The sequence below is a fragment of the Xanthomonas indica genome, from assembly GCF_040529045.1.
In the GTDB taxonomy this organism is placed as follows: Bacteria; Pseudomonadota; Gammaproteobacteria; order Xanthomonadales; family Xanthomonadaceae; genus Xanthomonas_A; species Xanthomonas_A indica.
Window position 1 is genome coordinate 2,410,202 of sequence record NZ_CP131914.1, and the last position, 13,225, is coordinate 2,423,426.

Genomic DNA, 13,225 nt, shown 5'->3' on the forward strand with positions numbered 1-13,225 from the left:
CCATGGCAGACAATCATTACGACGCCATCGTCGTCGGCTCGGGAATCAGTGGCGGTTGGGCGGCGAAGGAACTGACCGAGAAGGGGCTCAAGGTCCTGATGCTGGAACGCGGACGCAACATCGAGCACGTCAAGGACTACGTCAACGCGATGAAGGAGGCGTGGGATTTCCCGCACCGCAACCGCCCGACCCAGGCGATGAAGGCCGCTTATCCGGTGCTGATGCGCGACTACGGCCTGGTCGAGAACCTGCAGGGAATGTGGGCCAACGAACAGGAATCGCCCTACACCGAGATCAAGCGGTTCGACTGGTTCCGCGGCTATCACGTGGGTGGCCGCTCGCTGATGTGGGGACGGCAGAGCTATCGCCTGTCAGACCTGGATTTCGAGGCGAACCTCAAGGACGGCATCGCCACCGATTGGCCGATCCGGTACGCCGACATCGCTCCGTGGTACGACCACGTGGAGAAGTTCGCCGGCATCGCCGGCACGCGCGAAGGACTGGACGTGTTGCCGGACGGCGAGTTCCTGCCGCCGATCCCGTTGAACATCGTCGAGAAGGACGTCGCCGCGCGGATCAAGAAGGCCTTTGGCGGCACCAGGCACCTGATCCACTCGCGCACCGCGAACATCACCCAGCCCAAGGTCGAGCAGGGCCGCGTCAACTGCCAGTATCGCAACAAGTGCATTCTGGGCTGTCCTTTCGGCGCTTACTTCTCGACCCAGGCGGCCACGCTGCCGGCGGCCATGAAGACGGGCAACCTGACCTTGCGGCCGTTCTCGATCGTCAAGGAGGTGCTCTACGACAAGGACCGCAAGCGTGCGCGCGGCGTGGAGATCATCGACGCCGAGAGCGGGCAGACCTACCAGTACACGGCCAGTGTCATCTTCCTCAACGCGTCCTCCTTCAACTCGACCTGGCTGCTGATGAACTCGGCCACCGATGTCTGGGACGGCGGCCTCGGGTCCTCGTCCGGCGAGCTCGGGCACAACGTGATGGACCATCATTTCGGCGCCGGCGCCTCTGGCCGGGTCGAGGGCTACGACGACAAGTACTACTTCGGCCGGCGTCCCTGCGGCTTTTACGTGCCGCGGTTCCGCAACGTCGCCAGCGACAAGCGCGGCTACCTGCGCGGCTTCGGCTATCAGGGCGGCGCGAGCCGCACCGGCTGGTCGCGCGAGATCGCCGAACTGAACATCGGCGCCGACCTGAAGGAAGCGCTGACCGTGCCGGGCGACTGGCGCATCGGCATGACCGGGTTCGGCGAAATGCTGCCGCACCACGGCAACACGATTCGCCTGGACCCGCAGCGCAAGGACAAATGGGGGTTGCCGGTGCTGGCGATGGACGTGGCGATGCGCGAGAACGAAAAGGCCATGCGCAAGGACATGGCCGCCGATGCCGCCGAGATGCTGGAGGCGGCCGGGGTCAAGGACGTGAAGATGCACGATGCCGACTATGCGCCGGGCAAGGGCATCCACGAGATGGGTACCGCGCGCATGGGCCGCGACCGCACGAACTCCGTGCTGAACCAGTACAACCAGGTGTGGGATGCGCCGAACGTCTACGTGACCGACGGCGCCTGCATGACCTCCAGCGCCTGCGTCAATCCCTCGCTGACCTACATGGCGCTGACCGCACGTGCCGCCGATCATGCCGTGCGCGAACTGAAAGCGGGGAACCTGTGATGGAACGTCGCGAACTGCTGAAGATGATCTTTGCCGCCACGGGCGCGGCCATGGTGGGCCTGCCCGCGCTGGTCCAGGCACAGGCGCCGGTCGCGGGGGCGAAGGCGCTCTTCTCCGTCACCGATGTCGCCACGTTGGACGAGATCGCCGAGACCATCCTGCCGCGGACCAAGACACCGGGGGCGAAGGACGCCGGCGCCGGCGCGTTCATGGCCAAATTCGTCACCGACTGCTACACCCCCCGGCAGCAGGTGGCGTTCCGCGCCGGCCTGGCCGAGATCGACAAACGTGCCGGCGGTCGTTTCGTGTCGCTCACGCCACAGGCCCGCACCGAGCTGCTGCGCGCCCTGGATGCGGAAGCCAGGACACAGCTCATCGACGTGACCGACACCGGGACCGCCAAAGCGGCGGACGCGATGCCGCATCCCTTCACGATGCTCAAGCAGCTGACCATCTTCGGCTTCTTCACCTCCCAGGTCGGCGCGACCGACGTGCTGCGCTACGTCGCCGTGCCGGGCCGCTACGAGGACCTCACCTATGTTCCCGGTACGCCTGCTTGGGCAACCAGTTGATGGACCGCCACGCGTTACCCTTCCTCCCGTTCCTGGAAACACGATGACCAGACCCCTGCTGATGGCCGCCTGTCTGCTGGCCGCGGCGCCTGCATTCGCGCAGGCCGACGGCGATCCCGCACGCGACCCGGCCAAGACCGAAGTGTGGAAGCCCGTGCCTGCGATCGTGGCCACGCCCCCGGGCGGCGCGCCCTCCGATGCGATCGTGCTGTTCGATGGCAAGGATCTGTCGGCCTGGGAGTCGGAGCAGGGCGGACGCGCGCCCTGGACCGTCGCCGACGGCGCGCTGACCGTGGTGCCGGGCAGCAAGGGCATCCGCACCAGGCAGCGCTTCTGCGACATCCAGTTGCACGTCGAGTGGCGCACGCCCACCGAGACCCGCGGATTCGAAGGCCAGCAGCGGGGAAACAGCGGCATCTTCCTGCAGGAACGGTATGAGTTGCAGGTGCTCGACAGCGACAACAACCCGACCTATGCCAACGGCCAGGCCGGTGCGATCTACAAGCAGGCCATTCCGCTGGTGAATGCCTCGCGTGCGCCGGGCCAGTGGCAGGTGTACGACATCATCTGGAAGGCGCCCCGTTTCTCGCAGGGCGGCGGTCTTACTTCACCGGCCCGCATCACCGTCCTGCACAACGGCGTCCTGGTGCAGGACGACACCGCGCTGTCCGGCAAGACCGAGTACATCGGCGCGCCGTCGTATGCGCCGCATGCCTGCGCGCCGATCCTCCTGCAGGAGCACGATTCGAAGGTCAGCTACCGCAACATCTGGGTGCGCGAGCTTTAGCGCCGGCGCGCAGTCGGCGCCGGTCGCCTGGGACGTCTGATCATTCCCGAACCTGACGTGCCGCGATCGCGCGCGCTTGTGGCAAGAAAAGCGAAAGCAGTGGATGTGAGTCCACGCCCAAGCGATGACGTAGCGATGGGCGCACACAACCACGGTCTTTCGGCTTGGGGCCGGGCAGGCGCGCGGCCCATACAGTGCTGCTTGCCCTGACAGCCGGTCAGGCGCTGCGCCACGCAACGCCGGCCGTGCGCCTGCCACACCCAGTGCGGCAGGCTCAGGAATTGGCGACAGTCCCTACTGCGCCAGGAAGCTGGCGAGGTTGTCCACGTCCTGTTGGGACAGCTGCGAGAAGGGCGGCATCAGCCCACCGCCGTTGCGGATCTTCTCCTTGATCTGCGCGGGCTGCAGGCGCTTGCCCACGTCGGTCAGCGCGGGGAACGTGGGCGGGACGCCCGCGCGATTCGCGCCATGGCAGGCCGTGCAGTGGGTTGCGTAGAGCTGCGCGCCGGCCGTCGGGTCGTCCTTGGACCACGCCGTGGCCGCAAGCGTCGTCCCCAGCAGCACCACGGCCATCGTCAGGATCGTTTTCAAGCGGGCCTCCTTGTGGACTAACGCGGCGCGGCGGCGGGCATGTGGTCGCGCAGGTACGCCGCCCCGGTCTTGACGACGGTGGCCGGATCGCGCGGTTGGTCGTGCTCGATGATGTACCACTGCACGCCGCTCGCCGCCGCGGCAGGCAGGATCGCGCTCCAGTCCAGCACGCCCTGGCCGACGGCGGCGAAGCCCCCTTCGTCTGTGGCCTGGCCTTTCGGTGCATTGTCCTTGGCGTGGACCGAGAACAGCCGGCCCTTGAACTTGCCCAGCATCGCCGCCGGGTCGTAGCCCGCACGCGCGACCCAGGCCAGGTCCAGCTCGGTCTGCAGATCGGGGCCGGCCGCGGCGAACAGCAGTTCCAGGCCGGTCTTGCCCTCGAAGTCGACCAGTTCGAAGTCGTGGTTGTGATAGGCCAGGCGCATGCCCTTGGCGCGCACCCGCGTCGCGAGCTGGCCCAGTTCCTTGCCCAGCGCGGTCCAGCCTGCGGCGTCGGTGGGCCGCTCCTTCTGGTCCAGATACGGCACCACCAGCATCGTGTTGCCGATCGACCGGTTGAACGCCACCACCCCGTCCAGATCCTTGCGCAGATCCGCCAGTTGCACGTGGGACGAGATCGCCTTGATCGAATACCTGTCCAGCAGTTGCTTGAGTTCGACCGCGCCGACGTTCTGCGTGCCGACCGTTTCCACTGCGCCGACGCCTGCGTCATGGACGATCTTCAACTGTTGGTCGAGCGAGCCGGCGTTGCGCAGCGTGTACATCTGCACCGCGATGGGCGCCTGCGGACCGGCGATGTCGTGGGCGAAGGCGGGCAGGGCAGCGAGGAGCAGCAGTGCGAGGGTTGCGGTTCTGCGTGTCGGTGTGTTCATCAGGAAGTCCTCCCGGGAGTCAATCGATGGATGTCCAGCCGCGTGTCCTGGCCGATGTGATGACGCGATCGACGATCAGCGCCGAGCGCGCCCCGTCGTCGAAGGTGGGCAGGCCGTCCGGCCGCTCGCCTTCGATGGCGCGGTAGGTGTCGGCGACGAACGCCTCGAAGCAATCGCCGTAGCCCTGCGCGTGCCCGGCCGGCAGCGTCGCCAGCCGGCGTTGTTCGGCGCTGCCGGCACCCGGCCCGCGCACGAAGATTTCCTCGCGCTGGTCGGGCCGGCCGATCCAAAGACGCTCTGCGTCCTCCTGGTCGAACGCGACGCTGGCGCTGGCGCCATCGATCTCGAACCAGAGCCGATTGCGGCGGCCCGCCGAGACCTGGCTGACCGTCAACGCGGCCAGCGTGCCCGCGCCAGTCCTGAGCATCGCCATGGCCACGTCTTCGCTCGCGACCGCCTGCATCGCGCCTCCCGCCGCTGGCGTGGTGAAGCTCTGCCCGGTGTTGGCGCCGCGCTCGGCGATCACGGTCGCGAACGCCGCGCTGACCTCGGCGAAACGCTCGCCGCTCACCCATTCCACCAGGTCGCACCAGTGCGAGCCGATATCGGCGAACACGCGCGACGCGCCGCCCAGCGCCGGGTCCACGCGCCAGTTGTTGCTGGCAGGGTCCAGCAGCCAGTCCTGCAGGTAGCTGCCGTGGATCAGACGCAATGGCCCCAGTTCGCCCTGGGCGATGCGGGCGCGCGCCTCGCGGACCACCGGGTGGTAGCGGTAGACGAACGGCACCGTGGCGACCAATCCGGTCGAGCGGGCCAAGGCCGCCAACGCCCGGGCGTCCTCCAGCGTCGTCGCCAGCGGCTTCTCGCAGATCACGTGCTTGCCGGCGTCCAGCGCCGCCTGCGCCATGGCGCGGTGCAGATGGTTGGGCGTGCAGACGTGCACGACCTGCACCTGCGGATCGGCGACCACGTCCTCGAGATCGCGATAGGCGCGCGGGACATCCCACGACTGGGCGACCTCGCGTGCGCGCTGCGGGGAAGAGGCGGCGACGCCGCGGACCGCGGCGCCGGCCAGCAGCGCCGCGCGACGATGCACGGCGCCGATCATGCCGGTGCCGACGATGGCGATTCCAAGCTTGGGCATCGGTGGGCTCCTCAAGGCGCGGAAGGGGCGGCCGCAACGCTGGGACGGTCGCGGAACAGCAGCAGGAAGGCGACCAGCACGACCAGCGCGACGCCGGCCGGGAACAGCCAGATCCGCTGCCAGTCCGGGCCCGTCGCGGTGGTGTAGTGCTCCACCACCGCGCCGGACAGGAACGTGCCGATCAGCATGCCCACGCCGTACGTGGCCAGGGTGATGAAGCCCTGCGCACTGCTGCGCGCGGCGGGGCCGGCATGCGCATCGGTGTAGATCTGGCCGGTGACGAAGAAGAAGTCGTAGCAGATGCCGTGCAGCACGATGCCGAACACCAGCAGGGCAAAGCCGCCGCCGGCATCGCCGAAGGCGAACATCGCGTAGCGCACCACCCACGCCGCCATGCCCACCGCCAGCATCGTCTTGACCCCCAGCCGCACGAACAGGAACGGCATGGCCAGCATCAGCAGGACTTCGGACACCTGGCCCAGCGATTGCAGGCCGGCTGCGCCGCGCACGCCCAGATCGTTGAGGTACGGATTGGTGAAGTTGTAGTAGAACGCCAGCGGGATGCAGATGGCGATGGACGCCAGGAAGAACACCAGATAGGAGCGCGACTTGAGCAACCGCAGCGCGTCCAGGCCCAGGATCTGCCCCAGCCCGGCGTCGCGCTGTCGCGCCAGGGGCGGCGTGTGCGGCAGGGTGAAGGCATACAGGCCCAGGGCCAGCGACGCCACTGCCGCCATCCGGAACGTCAGCTCGAGCCGATGCGCCTGTTCCCAGCCCAGCCAGCCGATCAACACGCCTGCCACGATCCAGCCGACGCTGCCGACGACCCGCACCGGCGGAAACTGCTTTTCCGGCGATTGCATGTGTCGCATCGCCACGCTGTTGGCCAGTGCCAGCGTCGGCATGAACAGCAGCATGTAGCCCATCACGCAGGCGAAGAACACGCCGAAGGTGGTCGCGGTGGACGCCAGCCATAGCAGCACCGCCCCAGCCAGGTGCAGGAGTGCGAGGATGCGCTGCGCCGCGAAGTAGCGATCGGCGATCAGGCCGACCAGGAACGGCGCGACGATGGCGCCGATGGACTGGCTGAGGAACGCCGTCGCCACCTGGCTCGCGCTGGCCTGCAGGGGACCTTGCACCAGGTACGTCCCCAGGGTCACGAACCAGGCCCCCCAGATGAAGAACTGCAGAAACATCATCGCGCCCAAGCGCGACATGGTGTGCGTCATGACGTCCCCTCCCAGGGCGGTAATGGCTCAGGTCCCCAACATGCGGCGCAGCGATTCCGGATCGGCGCCGCTGCCGGCGAAGTCGTCGAAGGCGCGCTCGGTCACGCGGATGATGTGGTCGCGAATGAACGCGGCACCCTCGCGTGCCCCATCTTCCGGATGCTTCAGGCAGCACTCCCACTCCAGCACGGCCCAGCCCGGGAAATCGTATTGCGCGAACTTCGAGAAGATCGCCTTGAAATCGATCTGACCGTCCCCGAGCGACCGGAACCGCCCCGGACGATCGATCCAGTCCTGGTAACCGCCGTAGACGCCGCTGCGCGCGTTGGCCCGGTACTCCGCGTCCTTGACGTGGAAGATGCCGATCCGCGCGTGGTAGCGATCGATGAAGCCCAGGTAGTCCATCTGCTGCAGCAGCAGGTGGCTGGGGTCGTACAGGATCTTGGCGCGCGGATGGTGGTCGACCACGTCCAGGAAGCGCTCGAAGGTCGCGCCGTCGTGCAGGTCCTCGCCCGGGTGGATCTCGAAGCAGAGGTCCACGCCGCAGGCGTCGAAGGCATCCAGGAGGGGGCGCCAGCGCCGGCCGAGTTCGGCGAAGGCTTCTTCCACCAGGCCGGGCGGGCGTTGCGGCCAGGGGTAGAAGTAAGGCCAGGCCAGCGCGCCGGAAAACGTGGCATGCGCCGTCAGCCCCAGGCGCTGGCTGGCCTTGGCGGCCAGCTGAAGTTGCTCTACCGCCCAGGCCTGGCGTGCGGCGGGGTTGCCGCGCTTGTCCGGCGGGGCAAATCCGTCGAACAGGCTGTCGTAGGCGGGGTGGACCGCGACCAGTTGCCCCTGCAGGTGGGTGGACAGCTCGGTGATCTGCAGGCCGTGCCCGGCCAGCATGCCGGCGAGGTCGTCGCAGTACGCCTGGCTGTGCGCGGCCTGGGCCAGATCGAACAGGTGGGGCGCGCTGGTCGGCACTTGTAGGCCAGAATAGCCCAGGCCCGCGGCCCATTCGGCCAGCGTGTCCAAGCGATTGAAGGGAGGTGTGTCGGCGATGAACTGTGCCAGGAACAGCGCTGGACCCTTGAGCGTCTTCAACGTGATTCGCCCTCATGCAATCGATTGAATCATCCTAGCATGGGCCTCCCGCAAGACCCGTTGTGCACTGCACAGCAGAAAGAAGAAGAGCTCAGTTCATGGCGACAACCATCTACGACATCGCAAAGCACGTCGGCGTCACCGCCGGCACGGTGTCGCGGGCGCTTTCCCGGCCGGAGAAAGTCCTGCCCGCCACGCGCGCGCGCATCGAGCAGGCCGCCGCCGCGCTGGGCTATGTCCCCAACACGGTGGCCAGGACGCTCAAGACCCAGCGCAGCGGCAAGCTCCTGGTCACCGTCCCGGACATCGCCAATCCGTTCTTTGCGCAGATCCTGCAGGGCGCGGAAGACGCCGCGCAGGCGGTCGGCTACGCGGTCCTGCTGGGCGATACCCAGCACCAGCCCGACCGCGAGGAGCGCTATGCGCAGATGCTCCGGCGCAACGAGGCCGACGGCCTGATCGTGCTCGGGCACCGCCTCCCGCCGACGGCGCGCGAGATCGTCAAGCAGCAGGGCGCGGCTGCGCCGGTGGTCAACGGCTGCGAGTTCGATCCGGCGCTGGGGATTCCCAGCGTCCACATCGACAACGCGGCCGCCGCGCGCGCCGTGATGGACCACCTGTATGGCCTGGGGCACGAGCGGATCGCCGTGGTGGGCGGCCCGCCCGACAATCCCCTGCATCAGCAACGCCTGGAAGGGGTCCGGGCCTGCGCCAAGGCGCACCGCCGCCTGCGCAGCCTGACCGTCGTGCCGGGCGACTTCTCCGTGGAATCCGGCCATGCGGCTGCGGCGGCGCTCCTGGGCCGTGCGCCCGTACCGACCGCGATTTTCTGTTTCAGCGACCAGATGGCACTGGGTGCCCTGGCGGCCTGTCGGGACCTGGGCATCCGCGTGCCGGACGACCTGTCCATCGTCGGCTTCGACGACCTGGCATCGTCCAGTTACCTCACGCCCCCGCTGACGACCATCAGGCAGCCCATGCGCGACATCGGGGTCCGCGCGGTCAACCTGCTGCTCGCCATCATCGAGCGGGGGGACGTGTCGCTGCAGCAGACGCTGGATTTCCGCTTGATGGTGCGCGGGTCGACCGCGGCGCCGAGGGGGTAGGCGACTGCGGGATGTGGGGCGATCGGTTTGATCGGTGCCCGTTTCCGTTTCCGTGGCAGAGGAAGGGCGTACGGCCTCCAGGCTGCACGCCCTTTTTGGCTTTCGTGACGTCGCTGGAGGTCGGCGCCCGGGGTTCCGGTGCGCCAGCGGCAGCGCTTGGATTAGACTTCACGCGTACGTCACGCCAACAGGAACAGGGGAACAAGGAATGAAGAGGGGACTGCACGCAGTCGCGTTGTTGTGTCTGCTGGGAGCGGGGAATGCGTGGGCGCAGGTGGATCTGGCGCCGTATCTGGTCAAGGAGCAGGTGGAAACACTGAAGTTGTCGCCCACCGGTGAGTACTACGCGGCGACGGTGCCGCTGGAGGATCGGACCGCGCTGGCGATCATGCGCCGTGCCGACAACAAGATCGTCGGCAGCTTCTCGATGGAGAAGAACACGCACGTCTCCGATTTCGTGTGGGTCAACGACACGCGCGTGCTGTTCAACATGGTCCAGAAGATCGGGCAGCGGGATCAGCCGTGGGGGACCGGCGAACTGTTCGCGATCAACGCCGACGGCGGGGCGGCGGAGTTGTTGGTGGGCCAGCGCGTGACCGGCAACGGGCCGGGTACGCTGATTCAGACCAAGAAGGTGGAGAAGGTTGCCGCGTATTTCGTTGGTTCGCTGCCCGGCGACGACCGCAACGTCATCATCCAGGCGCAGCCGTTCAGCACCAGCCAGGATCCTTACAGCCGCACCGAAGTCATGGACGTCTATAGCGGCCGCCGGCGGTTGCTGACCGGTTCGCCCAAGGTGCGTGGTGCCGATTTCTACAGCGATGAGCAAGGCAAGGTGCGCTTTGCCTTGGGCGCGGATGCCGACAATGCCAAGAAGCTGTTCTATCGCGATGCGCAGGGCAGCGACTGGAAGCTGATCAACGACGAAAATGTCAGCCAACATGTGGAAACGCCGATCGGTTTCTCCGAAGACGGGCATGTCGCGTACCTGCAGGTACAGCAGGCGAAGGGCAGTGACGTCATCGAGTCATGGAATACAGACAGTGGCGAGCGCAAGGTGGTGGCGCGCGATGTGCTGGCCGATCCCTACCAAATCATGTATCGCCATGGCACCCGCGTCCCCGTCGGGATCGAGGTACTGGGCGACACGCCACGCAGCGTGTTCTTCGATACGAATTCGCCCGAAGCCAAGACCCAGCGTTCGCTGGAAGCGGCCTTCCCCGGGCAGGCGGTCTACGTCACCTCCAGCACCCGCGACGGCCGGCTCAACCTGGTCAACGTGCAGTCCGGGCGCAATCCGGGCGAGTTCTACCTGTTCGACACCGTCGCCAAGAAGGCCGATTTCGTGTTTGCGCGCCGCGCCGCACTGCAGCCGCCGAAGCTGGCGGAGGTGCGGCCGATCACGCTGCAGGCGCGGGATGGTCTGGCGCTGCACGGCTTCGTGACGCTGCCGGCGGCGGCCAAGTCCGGCAAGGTGCCGATGGTGGTGATGCCGCATGGCGGGCCGTTCGGGATATTCGACAACGGCATGTTCGATGAGGACGCGCAGATCCTGGCCAGCGCCGGTTATGCGGTGCTGCAGGTCAATTATCGGGGTTCCGGCAACTACGGGCGGGCGTTCCAGCAGGCGGGCGCCGGTCAGTGGGGCGGCAAGATGCAGGACGACGTCACCGACGCCACGCGCTGGGCGATCGACCAGGGGATCGCCGACCCGCAGCGCATTTGCATGTACGGTGCCAGCTATGGCGCCTATGCGTCGTTGATGGGTGTGGCCAAGGAGCCGTCGCTGTATCGCTGCGCCGCTGGTTATATCGGTGTTTACGATCTACCAATGCTGTACGTCAAAGGTGATACTCAGCAGCGCGATTCAGGCAAGACCTACCTGAGCGAATGGGTGGGCTCTCCCAGCGAGCTGGCCGCGGTGTCGCCGGTGAATCTCGCCGACAAGATCAAGGTGCCGGTGTTCCTGGCGGCTGGCGGCGAGGACGAGCGCGCGCCCATCCAGCACTCCAAGAAGATGGAAGCCGCGCTGAAGAAGGCGGGCGTGCCGGTGGAGACACTGTACGTGCCGACCGAGGGCCACGGCTTCTACACCGAGGCGCATCGACGCGAGTTCTACACCCGGCTGCTGGCGTTCCTGAGCAAGTCGCTGGGCGGTGCGCAGGCGGCGCCGGCGCCTACCAAGCAGTAAGTGATCGGCGCCTGACAAGCCGCGCCTAGGTCCCATGCGCTACAGCGGTGTGGCCTCAGTGCGGTCCGGTGCGTCCGGATCGCACTGATGCTGGGTGGATGCCATAGCTCCGTGTGAGCAAGTGGCACTTGGAGGACTTGTCGCCGCCATCGTCATGGAGGGCGCTGGGCCGAGTCGCGATTCTCGGTTGCCCCTGCTCAGCGTGTGCCACGGGTTACTTGCGAGGTGAAAACTGGCGCTGCATCAAGTGCCGACCACCACTTCGACACCGTCGTGCCGCCACGTCCGGGCCTGCCGGGACGGCCGCTTCGAGGCCTGCTGAGTGCGACTGTCAGGCAAACTGCCGAACGAAGCGCTCCAGCCAAAGGAACGAGATCAACGGTGCCGTCAGTGGACGCGCGCGCGTCGCCACCAACTCGTCCAGCAATTTCAGTACGGCGTCTCGGTCGACCAGGCCCAAGTCGGCGAGGGCGCATTCGCTCAACTGCATGGCGATCGTCCTGGCGTGATGTGCGATCAACGCGGGGAGCACATGCGCGAACGTTTCCTTGCAATAATTCCGCGGAAATATGTCGCCTACCTTGGCCCGTAAATAGCGCCACATCGTTTCTCGATCTTTACGGCACTCGAGGGGGAGGCCCCGACAGAAAGCCACCAGATGTGGATCGCTTAAGGGATTGACCGGCCAGAGGCCTCGCCGAAGCAGATGGGGAGCCTGGCACGCGTTCGACGCCAATACGGATGCGGACAACAGGCCGGCGGGAGCATCAAATCCACTGATCGAGCGCGATGCAGTGAGCGCGCGGGGCGTCAACAACAGGTTCGCGCGACGCTTGGCTTCTGCGGCCACACCGCTGCCGGGACCGGCGGCGGGATGTTCCTCGTTCCGGTACATCGGCAGCAGCTGGTCTCCGCCAATACCGGTGAAAAGCCATTCGCTGCCCTGTGCTTGAGCGCAGTCCCACAAATGTTCGAACGCTTCGAGATAGAACTCGGCAAGGGGATAGTCCGGTCGAGCCGCACGCGGTTGCAGATCGAGCGTTGGCGGAAATGAAACGATAGAGACGCTCGTGTCGCGAAGGCCGAGCTTTTCAACAAGCATGCGGCGGCGTTGGACCTGGTTTTGACTGTCTCCCTCGTCGAGCAAGATTCCAAAGCTCAGGATGTTGTCATGCGATCGCGTCAGAGCGCACGCAACGGTCGCCGAGTCCATGCCCCCACTCAACTCCGTGGCCACCCGCTTCGACGCGGGACGAATCGATGTGGCACGGTGCAACAGCTGCTCGAATCGCGCTACACCGTAGTCGATCAGTGCTTCTTCGGAAGGGGGTACGGTTTCAGCAGGCAAGGGATAGACGTAACGCGTCTTGCTCGGCTCGGCGTAAAGCGTGGCGCGTTCTGTCAGCATCACGACGCCCGAACACAGCTGCCTGGCGGCGTAGTCCGCGTTGAGTGCGAGACGCCGACTGGCCATCTCCAGGTCGATGGTGGTGGGCCGGGAAAAAAAGTCGGCCAGATCGTAGGAGAGTTCTACTGTGGCATCGGTGACCCGGCAATAGACCGGCACCGATCCGAGAAGGCCCGCGCGCAATTTCAGTCGGGATCCGGCCTGGGCCACTTCGATCATCAGATAATCAAGCGGCCAGAGAAGGGCTTCTTTGTAGAGTTGGTTGAATCGATCGGCGTCGACCAACGCGTCCGCCTCGGTTTTTTCAAATGCGATATCCGTGCAGCGCTCGCGTACCGTCGCGAACCACTGTCCCTGCGTGCGAACCACGACGGTTTCCAGCGCAGGGTGACGGTAGGGCGCGATCTGGCTGTTCCCGAGACACAGGAGATTGTCCTGCCACACCGGGGAATGTTCGAGGTCGGAAAAAGCGACGTTGGCCTTGATCATGGCGACTCGGCTGCCTGCGATCGGCGTCGGGTGGTTATCGCGCTTTCGAACAGAAGAACGCCGCCTGA

At 66.4% G+C, this 13,225-nt stretch carries 11 protein-coding genes; 5 read left to right on the forward strand and 6 right to left on the reverse strand.

The window, feature by feature from the left end; translation table 11 throughout:
- Positions 1 to 2: 2 nt before the first annotated feature.
- Genes Q7W82_RS10450 through Q7W82_RS10460 form a run of 3 tightly spaced genes read left to right on the forward strand, consistent with a single transcriptional unit; the run spans position 3 to position 3,047 of the window.
- The gene (locus Q7W82_RS10450) at positions 3 to 1,688 is read left to right on the forward strand and encodes a GMC family oxidoreductase (RefSeq protein ID WP_242156828.1); all 1,686 of its coding nucleotides are present in this window, start codon (positions 3 to 5) and stop codon (positions 1,686 to 1,688) included.
- Complete coding sequence (locus tag Q7W82_RS10455; RefSeq protein ID WP_242156830.1) at positions 1,688 to 2,260, forward strand: gluconate 2-dehydrogenase subunit 3 family protein; 573 nt, start codon at positions 1,688 to 1,690, stop codon at positions 2,258 to 2,260. The genes Q7W82_RS10450 and Q7W82_RS10455 overlap by 1 nt, the downstream gene beginning before the upstream one ends.
- Before the next feature lie 43 nt (positions 2,261 to 2,303).
- A complete protein-coding gene (locus tag Q7W82_RS10460; protein WP_242156832.1) occupies positions 2,304 to 3,047 on the forward strand; it encodes a DUF1080 domain-containing protein in 744 nt (247 codons plus the stop codon).
- A gap of 294 nt (positions 3,048 to 3,341) precedes the next feature.
- On the opposite strand, the gene Q7W82_RS10465 is transcribed toward Q7W82_RS10460, so the two are convergent.
- The 5 genes from Q7W82_RS10465 to Q7W82_RS10485 are packed head-to-tail and all read right to left on the reverse strand — an operon-like array spanning position 3,342 to position 7,963.
- A complete protein-coding gene (locus Q7W82_RS10465; protein WP_242156834.1) occupies positions 3,342 to 3,638 on the reverse strand; it encodes a cytochrome c in 297 nt (98 codons plus the stop codon).
- Positions 3,639 to 3,655: 17 nt separating this feature from the next.
- On the reverse strand, positions 3,656 to 4,510 hold the full coding sequence (locus Q7W82_RS10470) for a sugar phosphate isomerase/epimerase (RefSeq protein WP_242156836.1): 855 nt from the start codon (positions 4,508 to 4,510) through the stop codon (positions 3,656 to 3,658).
- 19 nt (positions 4,511 to 4,529) lie between these two features.
- Positions 4,530 to 5,654, reverse strand: a complete 1,125-nt coding sequence (locus Q7W82_RS10475) for a Gfo/Idh/MocA family oxidoreductase (RefSeq protein WP_242156838.1) — start codon at positions 5,652 to 5,654, stop codon at positions 4,530 to 4,532.
- 11 nt (positions 5,655 to 5,665) lie between these two features.
- On the reverse strand, positions 5,666 to 6,883 hold the full coding sequence (locus tag Q7W82_RS10480) for a nucleoside permease (RefSeq protein ID WP_242156840.1): 1,218 nt from the start codon (positions 6,881 to 6,883) through the stop codon (positions 5,666 to 5,668).
- Between the two features lie 27 nt (positions 6,884 to 6,910).
- The gene (locus Q7W82_RS10485; RefSeq protein WP_242156842.1) at positions 6,911 to 7,963 is read right to left on the reverse strand and encodes a sugar phosphate isomerase/epimerase family protein; all 1,053 of its coding nucleotides are present in this window, start codon (positions 7,961 to 7,963) and stop codon (positions 6,911 to 6,913) included.
- A gap of 98 nt (positions 7,964 to 8,061) precedes the next feature.
- On the opposite strand from Q7W82_RS10485, the gene Q7W82_RS10490 reads away from it, so the two are divergent.
- Positions 8,062 to 9,069: a LacI family DNA-binding transcriptional regulator gene (locus Q7W82_RS10490; RefSeq protein ID WP_242156844.1), complete on the forward strand. Its 1,008-nt coding sequence runs from the start codon at positions 8,062 to 8,064 to the stop codon at positions 9,067 to 9,069.
- Between the two features lie 208 nt (positions 9,070 to 9,277).
- Complete coding sequence (locus Q7W82_RS10495) at positions 9,278 to 11,260, forward strand: S9 family peptidase (RefSeq protein WP_242156998.1); 1,983 nt, start codon at positions 9,278 to 9,280, stop codon at positions 11,258 to 11,260.
- A gap of 331 nt (positions 11,261 to 11,591) precedes the next feature.
- Here the strand turns inward: Q7W82_RS10495 and Q7W82_RS10500 are convergent, their stop codons facing one another.
- Positions 11,592 to 13,157, reverse strand: coding sequence for an asparagine synthase-related protein (locus Q7W82_RS10500; RefSeq protein ID WP_242156846.1), 1,566 nt, complete (start codon positions 13,155 to 13,157; stop codon positions 11,592 to 11,594).
- Positions 13,158 to 13,225 lie beyond the last annotated feature (68 nt).

Excerpts from the sequence above, each read along its gene's own strand:
- Q7W82_RS10450 (WP_242156828.1), top strand. The coding sequence starts at position 3 with ATGGCAGACAATCATTACGACGCCATCGTCGTCGGCTCGGGAATCAGT.
- Q7W82_RS10500 (WP_242156846.1), bottom strand. The coding sequence starts at position 13,157 with ATGATCAAGGCCAACGTCGCTTTTTCCGACCTCGAACATTCCCCGGTG.
- Q7W82_RS10470 (WP_242156836.1), bottom strand. The coding sequence starts at position 4,510 with ATGAACACACCGACACGCAGAACCGCAACCCTCGCACTGCTGCTCCTC.
- Q7W82_RS10480 (WP_242156840.1), bottom strand. The coding sequence starts at position 6,883 with ATGACGCACACCATGTCGCGCTTGGGCGCGATGATGTTTCTGCAGTTC.
- Q7W82_RS10455 (WP_242156830.1), top strand. The coding sequence starts at position 1,688 with ATGGAACGTCGCGAACTGCTGAAGATGATCTTTGCCGCCACGGGCGCG.
- Q7W82_RS10460 (WP_242156832.1), top strand. The coding sequence starts at position 2,304 with ATGACCAGACCCCTGCTGATGGCCGCCTGTCTGCTGGCCGCGGCGCCT.
- Q7W82_RS10495 (WP_242156998.1), top strand. The coding sequence starts at position 9,278 with ATGAAGAGGGGACTGCACGCAGTCGCGTTGTTGTGTCTGCTGGGAGCG.
- Q7W82_RS10475 (WP_242156838.1), bottom strand. The coding sequence starts at position 5,654 with ATGCCCAAGCTTGGAATCGCCATCGTCGGCACCGGCATGATCGGCGCC.
- Q7W82_RS10490 (WP_242156844.1), top strand. The coding sequence starts at position 8,062 with ATGGCGACAACCATCTACGACATCGCAAAGCACGTCGGCGTCACCGCC.